The sequence below is a fragment of the Rhodococcus sp. YH3-3 genome (assembly GCF_001653035.1).
Taxonomy (GTDB): Bacteria; Actinomycetota; Actinomycetes; order Mycobacteriales; family Mycobacteriaceae; genus Rhodococcus_F; species Rhodococcus_F qingshengii.
On record NZ_BCWH01000001.1, the window covers coordinates 1,843,364 to 1,857,088 of the forward strand.

The following is a 13,725-nucleotide window of genomic DNA, read 5'->3' on the forward strand; positions in this document are numbered from 1 at the left end:
CGTCCCGACATCCATGCGGATACCGGGTCGTGGGCCGTAGCGGATCAAGTTCGTGGTCGCATCAACGCTTGGTTCAGTTCTGCGTGAAGACGTCGTAGGAGGCGTTCATCGTGGGGTAGCCGGTGGCCATGTAGTCGGTGAGGATGACGTGCGTCGGGTCGCCGATGATGCGAGTTCCGTCGAGGGTGGGGTTGCCGGCGTAGTTGTTGGCAGCCATGACCGTCTGGACGCCGTCGGCGACGTTGTAGGTGACGTCGACACCGATACCGCGGGGATCGCTGCTGTAGGCGGTGACGATTTCGGTGGTGTGCGGGGCCAGGTAGGAGCGGGGGCCGTTGATCCACTGTCCGTAGGGGTTGGACGCGCTGTCCAGCAGCATCGGGTTGTCGGTGTTGTTGGTGATGGTCATGGCAACCGTCGGGCCGTCGGTGGGCATGGTGCCGGCGTTGGCGATCGCTGCGGTTCCCAGTGCGGTTCCGCCGACAGCGAGGGCGATTGCGGTGACTGCTACGAAGCGAGTGGTGTTGGTACGCATGATGTCTGCTCCTGGGATGGTGTGTGGTTGCCGTTCTCGGCGATGAATCAATCTTGTCGCGAAGGAGTGCTGCTGTATGTCCGCCGACGGGGCCGTGGCGGGGTTGAATCTCTTGTCCCCCGATCGGGGGAGGCGTAAGTGCTCGCATTGCTGGTACGGGCGTGAGAAAGTGAGCAATGCGCGAAGGCACGAAGCCGCTGGCCGGCAAGGTTTCCGTGGTGGTCGGCGACGACCACCCACTGTTCCGTGAGGGCGTGGTTCGGGCTCTGACCGGCAGTGACAGCATCGACGTCCTGGGCGAGGCCGACGACGGCGCAGCAGCGCTCGCAATGATCCGCGAACTACGCCCGCAGGTCGCGCTGCTCGACTTCCGGATGCCGCACCTGGATGGAACTCAGGTCGCCGCCGCAGTCGTTCGAGACGAGCTTCCGACGCGTGTGCTTCTGCTCAGCGCTCACGACGAATCGTCTGTCGTGTACCAGGCCCTGCAAGCCGGTGCTGCCGGATTCCTGCCGAAGGAATCCACTCGCGCCGAGATCGTGAGCGCCGTGCTCGACTGTGCTGCGGGACGAGATGTGTTGCCGCCCAGTATCGCCGCCGGATTGGTAGGAGAGGTTCGGCGTCGTAGTGAACCCTCCGGTCCGACGCTCAGCGCCCGCGAACGTGAGGTTCTCGGATTGATCGCGCAGGGCGCCAGCATCCCGGCCATTGCCTCACAACTCTTTCTTGCGCCCTCCACCGTCAAAACCCACGTGCAGCGCCTCTACGAGAAACTCGGAGTCAACGATCGAGGCGCCGCCGTCGCCGCTGCAATGCGGCAGGGATTGTTGGAGTGAGCAAGCGTCACCGAAGCACGTACGTGACGTTCATGGCCGGGTAACCCGAGGTCATCGTCACCGTGACGTCGTGGCTGTCGGGGGCGTACGTACCTCCGGCATCCGCCCTGGTCTTCGAGTTGGTGGCACTGAAGACAAACACTCCACCGTCGTCGGAGCGGTACGTGAGCACGATGGGGAAGTCGTTCTGGTTCTTGCTCGTGGCCACAACGTTCACGTTCATGTTGGGGAGGATGTAGTCCGCCGGCGGGACGACCCAGTCGCCGTTCGGGTTGGATGCGTCGACCAGATACAGGGCCCCGCGACCCGAATTGCTGATCATCGCCGTCGTGACGGATGTGTCGGTCATCGACTTCACCGTGTTCGCACCGGCGGAGCGGGCAACCAGAGCTGCCATGCTGAGGCCGGAGAAGGAAAGTGCTTCAGGTCGAATTGTGTTGGTGCTCATCATGTTCTCCTCGATTTGTCGGTCTCGGTGACCGTGTGTTTCTGTGATGAGACAACTATGGCCCCGAAATCCCTTCGGGTCTGTCCACCTACGGGTCCGAGTGCTGGACGACATCGCTGTCCCCCGATCGGTGGACACAGCGCTCTCCGCCCACCCAGTGTCATGGGGTGGAGGCTTCGCCCACCCAGCGTCATGGGGTGGAGGCTCCGCCCACCCAGCGTCATGGGGTGGAGGCTCCGCCCACCCAGCGGGAGAACCTGTTCCTCTACCATTCAACCCACTCGTAGCGTGGCCACCATGACCGATCCTGACTTCTCCACCGCACCACTCGACGTCGTAGTCATCGGCGCCGGCGTCGCCGGCATGTACGCCATGCACCGACTTCGCGAGCAGGGGCTGCGTGTCCACGGCTTCGAGGCGGGCTCCGGAGTGGGCGGCACGTGGTACTTCAACCGCTACCCGGGCGCACGCTGCGATGTCGAGAGTTTCGACTACTCCTACTCGTTCTCCGAAGAGTTGCAACAGGATTGGGACTGGAGCGAGAAGTACGCCGCGCAGCCGGAGATCCTGTCCTACCTCGATCACGTCGCCGATCGCTTCGACCTACGCAGTGGGTTCACTTTCGATACCCGTGTCCTGAGCGCACAGTTCGACGAGGACTCGTCGACGTGGCGAGTGCACACCGACGGTGGTCATGACGTCACCTCGCGGTTCGTGGTGTGCGCCACGGGCAGCCTCTCGACCGCGAACGTTCCGAACATTGCAGGTCGCGAGACTTTCGGCGGTGAGGTCTTCCACACCGGCTTCTGGCCGCACGAGGGCGTCGATTTCACCGGCAAGCGAGTGGGAGTGATCGGCACCGGATCGTCGGGCATCCAGTCCGTTCCGTTGATCGCCGAGCAGGCCGATCACCTCTTCGTGTTCCAGCGGTCCGCGAATTACAGTGTGCCGGCGGGAAACACGCCTCTCGATGACAAACGACGCGCAGAGATCAAGGCCGACTACGCCGAGCGTCGAGCGCTGTCCAAGCGCAGTGGCGGTGGATCTCCGTTCGTTTCGGATCCTCGCAGCGCGCTCGAGGTATCCGAGGCCGAGAGGAACGCGGCCTACGAGGAGCGGTGGAAGCTCGGCGGTGTCCTGTTCGCCAAAACCTTCGCCGACCAGACCAGCAACATCGACGCCAACGCGACGGCGGCCGCATTTGCCGAGGCCAAGATCAGATCGGTGGTCGAAGATCAGGCCATCGCCGACCTGCTGATCCCGAACGACCACCCCATCGGGACCAAGCGGATCGTGACGGACACCGACTACTACCAGAGCTACAACCGTGACAACGTGAGCCTGGTCGATCTCAAGAGCGCACCGATCGAGGCAATCGACGAGGCCGGGATCAAGACGACCGACTCGCACTACGAACTCGACGCATTGGTGTTCGCCACAGGTTTCGATGCGATGACCGGGGCACTCGATCGCATCGAGATCCGTGGCCGCAACGGCGAGACCTTGCGAGAGAACTGGCATGCGGGTCCGAGAACCTATCTTGGTTTGGGAGTTCACGGCTTCCCGAACCTGTTCATCGTCACCGGGCCGGGTAGCCCGAGTGTGCTGTCCAACATGATTCTCGCTGCCGAACAGCACGTCGACTGGATCGCCGACGCGATCAACCACCTCGATTCGGCGGGGATCGACACCATCGAGCCGAGTGCCGAAGCCGTGGACAACTGGCTCGAGGAGTGCTCACGCCGGGCGTCGGCAACATTGTTCCCATCCGCGAACTCCTGGTACATGGGAGCCAACATCCCGGGAAAGCCGAGGATATTCATGCCCTTCATCGGAGGCTTCGGTGTCTACTCCGACATCTGTGCAGACGTGGCAGCAGCGGGATACCGAGGCTTCGAGCTGAACAGCGCGGTGCACGCATGAGCCGGCTGGAGGGCAAGCGGGTACTCGTGACGGGTGCTGCCGGAGGAATGGGACGCTCACACTGTGAGCGGCTCGCCGAGGAAGGCGCGTCCGTGATCGCGTTGGATGTCGAACAGGCACAATCGGGGTTGGCGGAAACCGCTCAGGCAGTGCGTGATCGAGGCGGTATCGCGGTGACCGGTGTGGCGGATATTCGGGACTTCGACGGCCTGGCCGACGTCGTGGCCGAGTGCGTTACCGAACTCGGCGGGTTGGACGTCGTGGTCGCGAATGCGGGCGTCTACGACACGCCGGGACCGTCGTGGACCATCGATCCTGCAGTGTGGAACCGCTCGCTGGACGTCAATCTGACCGGGGCGTGGCACACCGTCAAGGCCTGCGTTCCGCACTTCGGCAACGGTGGATCCGTCGTTCTGGTCAGCTCGACAGCGGGAATCAAAGGTATTGCCGGAGCAAGTCATTACAGCGCAGCCAAGCATGCCGTGGTGGGCCTGGCCAGAACGCTGGCCAACGAGTTGGGGGCGCAGAGTATCCGCGTCAACTCCGTGCATCCGGGTTCGGTACGTACCCCGATGATCATCAACGAGCGAGTGTTCGCGAACCTGTGCCCGGACATCGAGAATCCCACCGAAGCAGACGCTGCTGCAGTGCTCAGCGCTCGCAACTTGCTGCCCGTTCCCTGGGTCGATCCGGTGGACGTCAGTAATGCGGTCCTGTTCCTCGCATCCGCGGAGTCCCGCTACATGACCGGCTGTCAGTTGGTTGTCGACGCCGGCCTGACCCAGAAAGTGTGAATTGATGACTTCTCGATTGGAAGGCAAGATCGCGCTGATCACGGGTGCGGCACGAGGAATCGGGCGGGCTCAGGCCGTGCGTTTTGCCGAAGAGGGCGCGGACATCATCGCGGTCGACGTGTGCACTTCGGTGGAAACCACAGTCACGCCGCCCGCGACGGAGGCCGATCTCGATGAGACAGTGGCGCAGATCCGGGCGCTGGGGCGAAAGGTCGAATCTGCGGTAGTGGACGTTCGGGATCTCGAGGCACTACGCAGTGCCGTGGACTCGGCCGTCGGAATGCTCGGTGGTCTCGACATCGTCTGCGCTACAGCTGGTATCACGTCCTCCGACGGGGCCCTGACCATGTCGGAAACGATGTGGCAGACCATGCTGGACGTCAATCTGACCGGCGTGTGGCACACCACGACCGTCGCGGCTCCGCACTTGATCGCGCGGGGCGGGGGATCGATGACACTCACAAGCTCCATCGCCGGACTTCGGGGGCTGGTCGGAGTCGCGCACTACACCGCAGCCAAGCATGGAGTCGTTGGTCTGATGCGTTCGCTGGCAAAGGAACTGGCTCCGCACAACGTACGCGTCAATACGGTCCATCCCACCAACGTCGACACCCTCATGATTCAAAACCCGTTGGTGCGCGGCAAGTTCCGCCCCGATCTCGAGAACCCGACGCGCGAAGAATTTGCTGCCGCAGCGATGACGATGAACATGCTCGCCATTCCGTGGATCGAACCGGTGGACGTAGCGAACGCTGCTCTGTTCCTGTCTTCCGACGAGGCTCGCTACATCACGTCGGTCGCCCTGCCGGTGGATGCAGGAAGTTCGTCCCGCTGAGGTTTCGAACAGCTGAAATCTTGAACAGCTGAGGTTTTGACACGCTGAGTTCCGCCACGGTGTGTAGCGTCGGTTTCACCTAACCGAAAGGCGTACACCGTGGCGGAACGGCGCTATCTGGAAGTCACCGTCGGGATCAACATCGTGATGGTCCTCGACCACCGCACGGTGGAGGTCTTCGACCGCACCGCCGCGAGCACGAGCGAAGTGGCTCGTTGGCATGTCGAACACATTGCGGTGAAGGCGAAACCGTCGAAGTCGGGACTGAAACTCACCATCGGGAACAGGCTCGCCGACGACTCGATCGCGGTAGCGGGTCCACGGGCATCGCTGACTGTTCCGCCGGAGAACGAGGCAGCCGTCATCGCGTTCTTCGACGAGGTCAAGGCTGCTCGGGTGTGAATCGGCAGAAGACCTTCGGCGCGGATGATTCGGGTTCTCTAGTCGAGCACGTCGTGCGCTGCCACGAAGATCGGGCCGGACGCACTTTTGTCGGGATCTCGGGAATCGAGGCTTCCGGAAAATCGACGATCGCGGACGAGTTGGCTGCCGGTATCTCGAAGTCGGGCCATGACTTCATCATGATCCATGGGGACGAGTTCTCGACTGCGAAAGCGGTACGGAACAAAGATCCTGACACGGTGCGTGGGTATCTCGAGGATGCGTACGACTATTCGAACCTGAGTAGCCGTGTGATGGTGCCGCTACGGTTGGCCGAAGTTACCGAAATTTCCTACGTCTCGACTGATCCGGAGACAGACGAATCTGTGGTGTCGAAGCCACGAGTCCCGGATCGCGCCATTGTGATCGTCGAGGGAGTGCTGCTTTTTCGCGGACTGATGCGAGATCAGTTCGACCTACGAATCTGGGTTGAAGCAAGCTTCGACGAGTCCTTGCGGCGTGCGAAGGGACGTCCGCGCGATGTGAGCTATTACGGGACGGCCGAGGCGATAGCGTCCCGGTACGAATCCCGGTTTCATCCGGCGCAGAGGATTCATCTGCGTGACGATCGACCACAACTGACCAGCCACGTAATCGTGCGTGGCTAGTCAGTCGAAAGGCCGGCGATATCAAGCTTTACGCGCGGCGGCATGGGCCCCGGCGACACGGCCGAATGCGAAGGCGTCGGCAATGTGGAATCCGCCGTCCTTGGCCGCGCTGTAGGTGGAACTGACCGCGCCCGCGGCGTAGAGGCCAGGAATTGGATTGCGGGCAGTATCGAGTACGCGGGAATGACCGTCGCGGCGCGGCCCACCGTTACTCCATCCCAGCAGTGGCGACCCGGAGACGGCGTAGAACGGAGCGGTAGCCACCGGGGCCAAAGTTTCGGGATTGCGGCCGAACGAATGGTCGATGCCGTCCGCGCACGCCTCGTTGTAGCGTCGCACGCTCGTTTCCACGACTGTTGGGTCCAGTCCGAGTTTCTCGGCGAGTTCGGCGAGCGTGTCCGCCTTTAGGATCCATCCCTTGTCGATCTCGGCTTGATTGTCCGAGCTCCACTCGTACCCTTCGTCGAGAACCCTGTGGCCGACGGGCAGTGCGTCGCGGCCGGGGCTCAGCTGTCCGGCCAACCTCATCGTCTCGTCGAAGACGACGTTCATCGGTTGCACCGGAAAGTGTTGGTAAGAACCCTCTCTGAACACATGACCATGCCGCATTTCGGCTGACTCGTCGGTGAAGCGTCTACCTTCCCGGCTGAGGAACACATAGTTGTGCGCGTTCCACAGTGCGAGGAAGAATCCAGTCGGATTTTCGAGGTCGCCGGGAATTCCCGTAATGGTCATCATGTTGTTCATGTGCCACAGATCGGCGCCCACGGCCTGTGCCATGCGGTGACCGTCGCCGGTTGCCGATGGTGAGCCCCAGATCTTCGGATTCTCCAGACGCAAGTAGTCGCGCACCATCGTCGGATTTGCTTCGAATCCTCCGGTGGCAAGGATGACGCCCCGGCGTGCCTGGATCTGCGAAGTCTTTTCACCCGAACGGATCTCGACTCCGGTCACCGCTCCGGATTCATCCGTCAGCAGTCCGGTGGCTTCGGTGTCGAATAGTGTTGTGACGCCGCGTTCAGCGAGAGCGGAGACGAGGAACCGGTAGAGAAGTTCATTGCCCATCTTCCCTTCGACGGTGTCCATCCCTGCGTAACAAGAACTTCCGTCAAGTTCGGCGAACTCTGCCGCGGAATGGAAATCGCCGGTCATCGCTACAGTTGCACCCAGACTGCGGATCCAGTCGGACAGTCCGTGAGTGTTCTCGGCCCAGGCATCGATGACGTCCTCGGCAACGGGGAACTCCCCGTTCAACGAACGCAGGAAGGTTCGGGCGGCAGCGGGGTCCTGGTTGACGAACCATCCACTGCCGGACAGTCGAGTGTTGCCGCCCGCGGAATCAGGTCCGCTCTTTTCCAGAATCACGACCGATGCGCCGTCGGCGTGCGCTTGGAGCGCTGCGGCCGATCCGGCAGCGCCCGATCCGATGACGAGTACGTCGACAATGTTATCCATGTCACAGAAGGTATTGCGGAATGGTGGTGCGGCGAACCCACCTTCCCGATGAGCGAGAAAGCCAGTGGTCGACGCCGCAGAGACGTCGCCCCGCAGGCACGTCGGGGGCCAGGCGAGGTAGCGGTTCAGTGCGTCGGGGGTGGCGCCAAAAGTGCGATATCGCGCTGTGACGTTTTCGAGACCCTAGCGTTATAGATGTGGTTGTGTCGGCGAAACCTGCCGGTGGCAGAGTTCGTCTGGAACGCAGTGACCGACACGGTTGGTTATCCGACGCACAGTGATTCATCGCTGATTCGGGCGGTGGGGCACGCCGAGTCCAGACAAGAGGCTTTCATGACTACGATCAACGAACGTTCTTCAGCTGCAAATGTTCTCGATCTCTTTGACAGCGCCGGCCGAGAAGGGCATCGGTACAGTATCGACGTGGAAAGCTACACCCCTTCGTATGCGGTACTGAGACTTGCCGGAGAATTGGACATGGGTCAGCGGGTGGAATTGGTGCACGCGCTCGACCGACTTCTCCTGGTCGGAACCGATATTCACGTCGATCTCTCCGGCGTGACCTTCATGTCGTCCGGAGTGGCGAATGCCGTTGTCGATGCTGCGGGGCGTGGCAACAACCGCATTCGCTTGTTTGCCCCGACGCGAGCGGTCTTCATGATCTTTCAGGCTCTCGGCGCCTCCGAACTCATTGCGGGCGTTGCCACGTCGACCGCTGATGCTCTCGGTGCTTGAGCCGGAAACAACTCCCACGAACGATGTGAAGTGAGCAGTGCTCGATACGCGTTGACTTGGTATCTGGTCTGATCTGCGTGTCGATGTGCACTTTGCGGCGCGGGATCAGGTTGTCGTCACCGGGTTGCGCCGAGATTTGCGGTAGTCTCGTTCGGTGTCGAGCAGCCGGCGCTGCCATCGACGCGTCCGGCCGCATGAACGCTTGGTGGTCCCGACTCGTAGTGAAGAGCCACACCATGGCGTATGACACCAGCAACGGTTCGACATCGTCGAATTCTCCGATCACCCAGTTCTCCGATGTGATTGGTCTGGAAGTAAGCATGCAGTTCGCACCGATACGCCGCCTCGACGACCGCGCACTTGCAGGCGCCGAGTTGCAATTGCGTGGGCCTGACAATTCCTCTCTGTGTTCGGCGCATGCCCTCCGTCGCGCCTCGCAATTGATGCAGCAACGCTCGGAATTCGACAGTCACAAACTGGCCATGTCCCGTACTGCACTCGCATGCACCGTCGCGGATCGCCTGCCGTTGCTGGTGGCAGTCGACTCGGCTTCCCGAGCAGCTCTTAACGCTCCTGGTATCGAAGGAGCGACGAGAAATCTGCAACGGATCGTCATCACGGTTGACAGCGCATCGGTGCTTACCGATCCCCACAACTCTCTGGCAGTGATCAGAGAAGCCCGCGCGGGCGGGCGTCTGATTGCACTCGACGGTGTCGGCATCGACAGGCACTCGGCGACACTTCTGTCTTTGGTCGAACCCGACATCATTATCACTTCCGCTGAATTGCTTTCCAAGGCAGCATATTTCGAAGTGGGAACGACGGTGCACGCGCTCGGCGCCTACGTCGAGCGATCGAACGCGATTATCCTTGCCGAGGGTGTCGACTCGGAATCGTCCCGTCTTGCCGCAATCACCATCGGAGCCACATACGGAACGGGTGAGTTGTATCCCGCAGTCGACGATCCGAGTTCACTGTTGTCCGAACCGGTCGTCGCGATGCCCGACAGTCCGGTGTGGAGTGATCCCATCCCCGAGGTGGGCACTCCCTACTCGATCGTGTCTGCTCACAGCCGGATCCGGCGCGGTACCAAGCGTCTGTTGATCCAACTGAGCAAGTCCCTCGAAGCGCAAGCCGCCACATCGGGTTCCTCGATGCTTGTTCTGGGCACCTTTCAACAAGCCGAGCATTTCACCGCATCCACAACAGCACGGTGGCGTCACCTCGCCGACACCGTAGGGTTTGCCGGTGTCTACGGTGTCGGACTGTCCGTGATGCTCGACGGTAAAGTTCAACACGCGCCGCTCGACCCGGGTGATGATCTCGTCAACGAGTGGACGGTCGTCACTCTGGGACCGCACCATGCGGCGATGCTGTCGGCGCGAGATCTTCATGACAACGGTCCAGATCTCGAGCGGACCTTCGACTTCGTGCAAACCTACGATCGCACCGCCGTCACCCAGGCAGCGCACTCTATTCTTCGTCGTTACCCCACGACGAATTCGTGAAACCGGTGCCGAGGTTCTCGACGTTCGCCGCGAGCGCTGCCCGACCGGCGATCGTGGCTAAGGATTGGCCGGGCGCCGCGCAGCACGTCTCTTTGCTGCAGAGTTGAGTAGATACCTTTCGGCGACCGTGTAGTCCGTGACGGTTGCGCCATCCGGTGCTGTGGTGTGGGTGAGCAGTTCGAGATAGCGGCGACGGAAGACATGGGCGTCGGATTCTGCGAGTAGGAACTCCGCCGCTGCGACGACCTCTGGTTTCGGAGCAGCGCGTGCATGCCGGTTTCGGGCAGGCCGAGTGCTCATGTTTTCCTCTGGATTTCGAAAGCGTCTGTGCCGGTAGTCATGTGCGAGTTGATCCTGACGTCTGTTCGGTCGCTACCGGTCATGAGAAGTCGTGAGTGGTTTCAGATCGATCGGCTGTCCGTCGGAGGGGAACGGCAAGGACATGTAGTTGAGAGGGGCGGTGTAGCCGGGCGCGACCTGCCAATCGAAGCGTGTGAGCAGGTGGTGCATGATCGCTTTGATTTCGACGCCGGCGAAGTGCATGCCGAGGCATTTGTGCACGCCTCCACCGAACGGTTCCCAGGCATACCGGTGCACCTTGTCTTCACGTCGGTGGTCCGCGAAACGTTCGGGATCGAAATGTTCGGGGTCGGGCCAGTACTGCGGCATGTGGTGAGTGAAATGTGGCACCACTGACACGTAGGTCCCAGCGGGTACGAAGTGGTCCTGTATCTGGGTGTCACACACCGCTCGGCGAGCCATGACCGGCACGGGAGCGACGAGTCGGAGGCATTCTTTCATCACCAGGTCCAAGCCGGCGAGTTGGTCGAGTTCGGCATAGCTCGGCGTCGACGTACTCAGTGCGAGTGATTCCGCCCGACATCTGTTCTGCCACTGAGGATTCTGGCCGAGATATTGCATCATTGTCGAGATGGTGATGGTGGAGGTGTCATGTGCGGCCATCAGCAGGAAGATCATGTGATCGATCACCTCGCCGTCGCTGAAGCGCTGTCCGGTGTCTGATTCGATGTGACAGAGAACGGAAAACAGGTCGTCGGTTTCGCGTGAACGGCGCGCAGGTAGGTAGCGGCGGAAGAAGTTTTCGAGGGTTCGGCGCCCGTCGAGGCCGCGCTTCCATCTGGTGCCGGGAACTCGATAACGGATCACCGAGGTTGCAGCTTGCACGCAATCGACGAAAGCTTTTTTCACAGAGTCGATTTCGCTTTCAGTGGTCCCTTCCGCGCCGCCCATGAAGATGTCGGTCGCGAGGTTGAGTGTGAGAGCTTTGAGAGCGGTGTAGGCGCGGAAGCCATCGGACGGAGTCCAGGCGTCGAGCGCGGAGGCGATCGCGGGATTCAGCACGTCCACGGTCTTTTCGAGACGCGATCTCGTGAAGGCTTGTTGCATGATGCGTCGTTGTCGTAGGTGCTCTTCGGAGTCGAGAAGCATCAGACCCCCGTGAAAGAAGGGACCGATGAGCACTGACCACCCGTCGCTGTTGACAAAAGCGCGGTCTTTGTTCTGGAGAACTTCTTGGCATGCGTCGGGCCCGAGGGCTGCGACCCATCGTCTACCGGCCATCGAGAACCACGAGACTTCGCCGTAACGATCCCAGCGTTTTTGCATCAGAGCGAGAGGGTCGCGGATGTATTCGAAAGTTTGCCCTATTCCGGGTAGTCCCGAGTTGCCTGAGATGGGACGCAACTGCGACCGGATGGGTGGAGCGGCCAGGATTTTCGACATCACGTACCTGCCTTCCGTTTGCATCTGACAGTGGCGCCTGTCAGATGGGGGTAGTCTGCGTCACAGTCGCGTCGTCTGTCAAGATCGACTCATGGCTTCTCCCACACCCCGTCGATATGCCGGTCTGAGTGGTGAGCAGCGGGCCGCGCTTCGGCGTGAAAGCTTGCTCGCAGCAGGACTGGACGTGTTTGCGGCCGCGGGCCGGCAGGGTGCCACCATGACCGCCATCTGTGCGCATGCCAGGCTGACAGAGCGATATTTCTACGAGAGTTTCGCCAGCAGGGACGAACTCCTCCAGCAGGTTTTCGACGGAATCGTCGACGAGGTGCGCGTGGCCGGAATGGCTGCACTCCGAACGACCGAGGGGACACGGGAGGAGCGCGTGCGGAGCGCCATTGCTTCGTTCGTCAACATCCTGACGGACGATCCTCGAAAAGGGCGTGTCGCGATGGTCGAGTCGGTGGCTTACGAGCCGCTGCGCACTCACCGGCGGGGAGCGCTGCGTGGGTTCGCGCAGATGGTGGCCGACGAGGCTGCGCTCTTGTACGGCGATCGAGCTTGGCCTCCCCATCAGGGTGAGATCAACGGATTACTGTTCGTGGGCGGCCTGGCCGAATTGGTGACGGCCTGGCTCAACGGCGAAATCGACATCACGCCCGCTGAGATCGTGGATGCCGCAACCTTCCAATTCACATCCACAGCGCACCGATGAAACGCGGGGCCGGCGATGCGGACTGCCAACTCTAGTGGGCGGCATGTGTCGTGATTCGAGGCAGTTTCGGGTCTGAATTGTCGATGACACTGTCCGCGCGGGTCCAGGGCTCTGCAGCCGCGAAGTACAGACGTTGGCCGCCGACATAACGGTTCATCGACGGGTGTTCCGGATCCGCGTTCGTTCCGTCGCGAAGGTTCATTCGCTCGGCGGTGATCTCGAAGGGCACGTCGAGAAAGATCGAATAGTCCCATCGGGAAGCAAATTCGTCCCGATGCAGAAAGAGTCCCTCGACGAGGACCACGGCTCCGTCGGCTGCATGCAAGTACGCGTCGCTGTCCCGTCGTGGTCGGTACTCGCGGTCACCTCCCGGTCTCAGAGGGGCGAGAACATGACGCTCGAGGGCGTCGTAGTCGTAGCTGTCGAGCCAGAAGCCTTCCGGTGACAGCCGACCTCTGCGATGGCGAATCTCCGGCGGATTGAGGAAGTCGTCGACGTGAATCACAATGGCGGGGCGTTCATTCAGCTGTGCTGCAAGACTTTTCGTGAATGTCGTCTTGCCGCTCCCGTCGACGCCGTCGATCGCGACGACGGGAGAGCCGCGCAGCGCGTTTATTTCGGCGGCCAAGGTCTCGAAGACCGTCTTGGTGCTCATCGAGCAGTTCTTCCCGCGCTCGTAGCGACGCGAAGAGGCCCGGTGTCGTACAGGATTCGGTGGCCGTCTTCGAGGACGCGTCGAGTGCCCGCGTCGAGCGGAAGGTCGGCCCAGCTCTCGCTCGCGAAATGCAGTTCGACGAGGAGGCCGGACCGTAGGCGGAAGCGTCGTTCTCGGACTGGCCCCCAGTTGGCGGCTCTGATGAATCGCGCGTCGGGGCGGAGCCGGTCGAACCAGTCTTCATTTGCGAGCGCGTTCGCGTCGTCGGCCAGGATCATCAGATCAAGATCACTCGCCATACGCTCCGCGCCGCGCGCGTAGGACCCGACCAGCGCTACAGCTTTGACGTCATCGTGCTCAGCGGCCCATCGTTCGACGTCGACGAGCAGCGCGTTCACCGCACGTCTTCGTCCCTTCAACCTTGCTGACATACCGGCATCATTCCCCATCGCCACCCTTCTCCGTAGCTTCGCCGGGGCCTCTATCCTGGAACTGTC

16 protein-coding genes are annotated in these 13,725 nt (G+C 61.6%); 9 read left to right on the forward strand and 7 right to left on the reverse strand.

Annotation, left to right across the window (positions count from 1 at the left end):
- Positions 1-73 precede the first annotated feature (73 nt).
- The gene (locus YH3_RS08580) at positions 74-535 is read right to left on the reverse strand and encodes a hypothetical protein (RefSeq protein ID WP_003944388.1); all 462 of its coding nucleotides are present in this window, start codon (positions 533-535) and stop codon (positions 74-76) included.
- Positions 536-711: 176 nt separating this feature from the next.
- Between YH3_RS08580 and YH3_RS08585 the strand changes: the two genes are divergently transcribed.
- Positions 712-1,371 (forward strand): response regulator transcription factor, encoded by a 660-nt coding sequence (locus YH3_RS08585; RefSeq protein WP_007726710.1) that lies wholly within the window; start codon positions 712-714, stop codon positions 1,369-1,371.
- Between the two features lie 7 nt (positions 1,372-1,378).
- Here YH3_RS08585 and YH3_RS08590 read toward each other — a convergent pair whose 3' ends face one another.
- A complete protein-coding gene (locus tag YH3_RS08590; RefSeq protein WP_047269511.1) occupies positions 1,379-1,819 on the reverse strand; it encodes a hypothetical protein in 441 nt (146 codons plus the stop codon).
- A gap of 297 nt (positions 1,820-2,116) precedes the next feature.
- Between YH3_RS08590 and YH3_RS08595 the strand changes: the two genes are divergently transcribed.
- The 5 genes from YH3_RS08595 to YH3_RS08615 all read left to right on the forward strand — a co-directional run bounded on the left by YH3_RS08595 (position 2,117) and on the right by YH3_RS08615 (position 6,420).
- Positions 2,117-3,742, forward strand: a complete 1,626-nt coding sequence (locus YH3_RS08595; RefSeq protein ID WP_007726712.1) for an NAD(P)/FAD-dependent oxidoreductase — start codon at positions 2,117-2,119, stop codon at positions 3,740-3,742.
- Complete coding sequence (locus YH3_RS08600; RefSeq protein ID WP_064443259.1) at positions 3,739-4,536, forward strand: mycofactocin-coupled SDR family oxidoreductase; 798 nt, start codon at positions 3,739-3,741, stop codon at positions 4,534-4,536. The genes YH3_RS08595 and YH3_RS08600 overlap by 4 nt, the downstream gene beginning before the upstream one ends.
- 4 nt (positions 4,537-4,540) lie before the next feature.
- Positions 4,541-5,371, forward strand: coding sequence for a mycofactocin-coupled SDR family oxidoreductase (locus YH3_RS08605; RefSeq protein ID WP_042924153.1), 831 nt, complete (start codon positions 4,541-4,543; stop codon positions 5,369-5,371).
- 99 nt (positions 5,372-5,470) lie between these two features.
- Complete coding sequence (locus YH3_RS08610) at positions 5,471-5,773, forward strand: hypothetical protein (protein WP_042452216.1); 303 nt, start codon at positions 5,471-5,473, stop codon at positions 5,771-5,773.
- Positions 5,770-6,420: a hypothetical protein gene (locus YH3_RS08615; RefSeq protein ID WP_003944437.1), complete on the forward strand. Its 651-nt coding sequence runs from the start codon at positions 5,770-5,772 to the stop codon at positions 6,418-6,420. The genes YH3_RS08610 and YH3_RS08615 overlap by 4 nt, the downstream gene beginning before the upstream one ends.
- Before the next feature lie 21 nt (positions 6,421-6,441).
- On the opposite strand, the gene YH3_RS08620 is transcribed toward YH3_RS08615, so the two are convergent.
- Positions 6,442-7,875 (reverse strand): FAD-dependent oxidoreductase, encoded by a 1,434-nt coding sequence (locus YH3_RS08620; protein ID WP_064443260.1) that lies wholly within the window; start codon positions 7,873-7,875, stop codon positions 6,442-6,444.
- A 423-nt stretch (positions 7,876-8,298) separates the two neighbouring features.
- Here YH3_RS08620 and YH3_RS36640 point away from each other — a divergent pair, with 423 nt between their 5' ends.
- Both YH3_RS36640 and YH3_RS08630 read left to right on the forward strand, forming a co-directional pair.
- Positions 8,299-8,610 (forward strand): STAS domain-containing protein, encoded by a 312-nt coding sequence (locus YH3_RS36640; protein ID WP_231916151.1) that lies wholly within the window; start codon positions 8,299-8,301, stop codon positions 8,608-8,610.
- Between the two features lie 236 nt (positions 8,611-8,846).
- Positions 8,847-10,118 carry an EAL domain-containing protein gene (locus tag YH3_RS08630; protein WP_082920578.1) on the forward strand — a complete coding sequence of 424 codons (1,272 nt, stop codon included), beginning with the start codon at positions 8,847-8,849 and terminating at the stop codon, positions 10,116-10,118.
- Positions 10,119-10,175: 57 nt separating this feature from the next.
- On the opposite strand, the gene YH3_RS08635 is transcribed toward YH3_RS08630, so the two are convergent.
- Both YH3_RS08635 and YH3_RS08640 read right to left on the reverse strand, forming a co-directional pair.
- Positions 10,176-10,418, reverse strand: coding sequence for a hypothetical protein (locus tag YH3_RS08635; protein WP_064114255.1), 243 nt, complete (start codon positions 10,416-10,418; stop codon positions 10,176-10,178).
- A 72-nt stretch (positions 10,419-10,490) separates the two neighbouring features.
- On the reverse strand, positions 10,491-11,861 hold the full coding sequence (locus YH3_RS08640; protein WP_080726744.1) for a cytochrome P450: 1,371 nt from the start codon (positions 11,859-11,861) through the stop codon (positions 10,491-10,493).
- Positions 11,862-11,952: 91 nt separating this feature from the next.
- Here YH3_RS08640 and YH3_RS08645 point away from each other — a divergent pair, with 91 nt between their 5' ends.
- Positions 11,953-12,573 carry a TetR/AcrR family transcriptional regulator gene (locus YH3_RS08645; protein ID WP_064443261.1) on the forward strand — a complete coding sequence of 207 codons (621 nt, stop codon included), beginning with the start codon at positions 11,953-11,955 and terminating at the stop codon, positions 12,571-12,573.
- Between the two features lie 31 nt (positions 12,574-12,604).
- Here the strand turns inward: YH3_RS08645 and YH3_RS08650 are convergent, their stop codons facing one another.
- Entirely contained in the window at positions 12,605-13,228 is a 624-nt protein-coding gene (locus YH3_RS08650; protein WP_064443262.1) for an AAA family ATPase, read from the reverse strand.
- Complete coding sequence (locus YH3_RS08655) at positions 13,225-13,659, reverse strand: nucleotidyltransferase domain-containing protein (RefSeq protein WP_238592547.1); 435 nt, start codon at positions 13,657-13,659, stop codon at positions 13,225-13,227. The genes YH3_RS08650 and YH3_RS08655 overlap by 4 nt, the downstream gene beginning before the upstream one ends.
- Positions 13,660-13,725: the final 66 nt, after the last annotated feature.

What these genes read in the sequence shown, in the direction of transcription:
- YH3_RS08590 (WP_047269511.1), bottom strand. Translation starts at nt 1,819, where the DNA reads ATGAGCACCAACACAATTCGACCTGAAGCACTTTCCTTCTCCGGCCTC.
- YH3_RS08580 (WP_003944388.1), bottom strand. Translation starts at nt 535, where the DNA reads ATGCGTACCAACACCACTCGCTTCGTAGCAGTCACCGCAATCGCCCTC.
- YH3_RS08640 (WP_080726744.1), bottom strand. Translation starts at nt 11,861, where the DNA reads ATGTCGAAAATCCTGGCCGCTCCACCCATCCGGTCGCAGTTGCGTCCC.
- YH3_RS08630 (WP_082920578.1), top strand. Translation starts at nt 8,847, where the DNA reads ATGGCGTATGACACCAGCAACGGTTCGACATCGTCGAATTCTCCGATC.
- YH3_RS08600 (WP_064443259.1), top strand. Translation starts at nt 3,739, where the DNA reads ATGAGCCGGCTGGAGGGCAAGCGGGTACTCGTGACGGGTGCTGCCGGA.
- YH3_RS08635 (WP_064114255.1), bottom strand. Translation starts at nt 10,418, where the DNA reads ATGAGCACTCGGCCTGCCCGAAACCGGCATGCACGCGCTGCTCCGAAA.
- YH3_RS08585 (WP_007726710.1), top strand. Translation starts at nt 712, where the DNA reads ATGCGCGAAGGCACGAAGCCGCTGGCCGGCAAGGTTTCCGTGGTGGTC.
- YH3_RS08620 (WP_064443260.1), bottom strand. Translation starts at nt 7,875, where the DNA reads ATGGATAACATTGTCGACGTACTCGTCATCGGATCGGGCGCTGCCGGA.
- YH3_RS08650 (WP_064443262.1), bottom strand. Translation starts at nt 13,228, where the DNA reads ATGAGCACCAAGACGGTCTTCGAGACCTTGGCCGCCGAAATAAACGCG.
- YH3_RS08655 (WP_238592547.1), bottom strand. Translation starts at nt 13,659, where the DNA reads ATGTCAGCAAGGTTGAAGGGACGAAGACGTGCGGTGAACGCGCTGCTC.
- YH3_RS08595 (WP_007726712.1), top strand. Translation starts at nt 2,117, where the DNA reads ATGACCGATCCTGACTTCTCCACCGCACCACTCGACGTCGTAGTCATC.
- YH3_RS08605 (WP_042924153.1), top strand. Translation starts at nt 4,541, where the DNA reads ATGACTTCTCGATTGGAAGGCAAGATCGCGCTGATCACGGGTGCGGCA.
- YH3_RS08645 (WP_064443261.1), top strand. Translation starts at nt 11,953, where the DNA reads ATGGCTTCTCCCACACCCCGTCGATATGCCGGTCTGAGTGGTGAGCAG.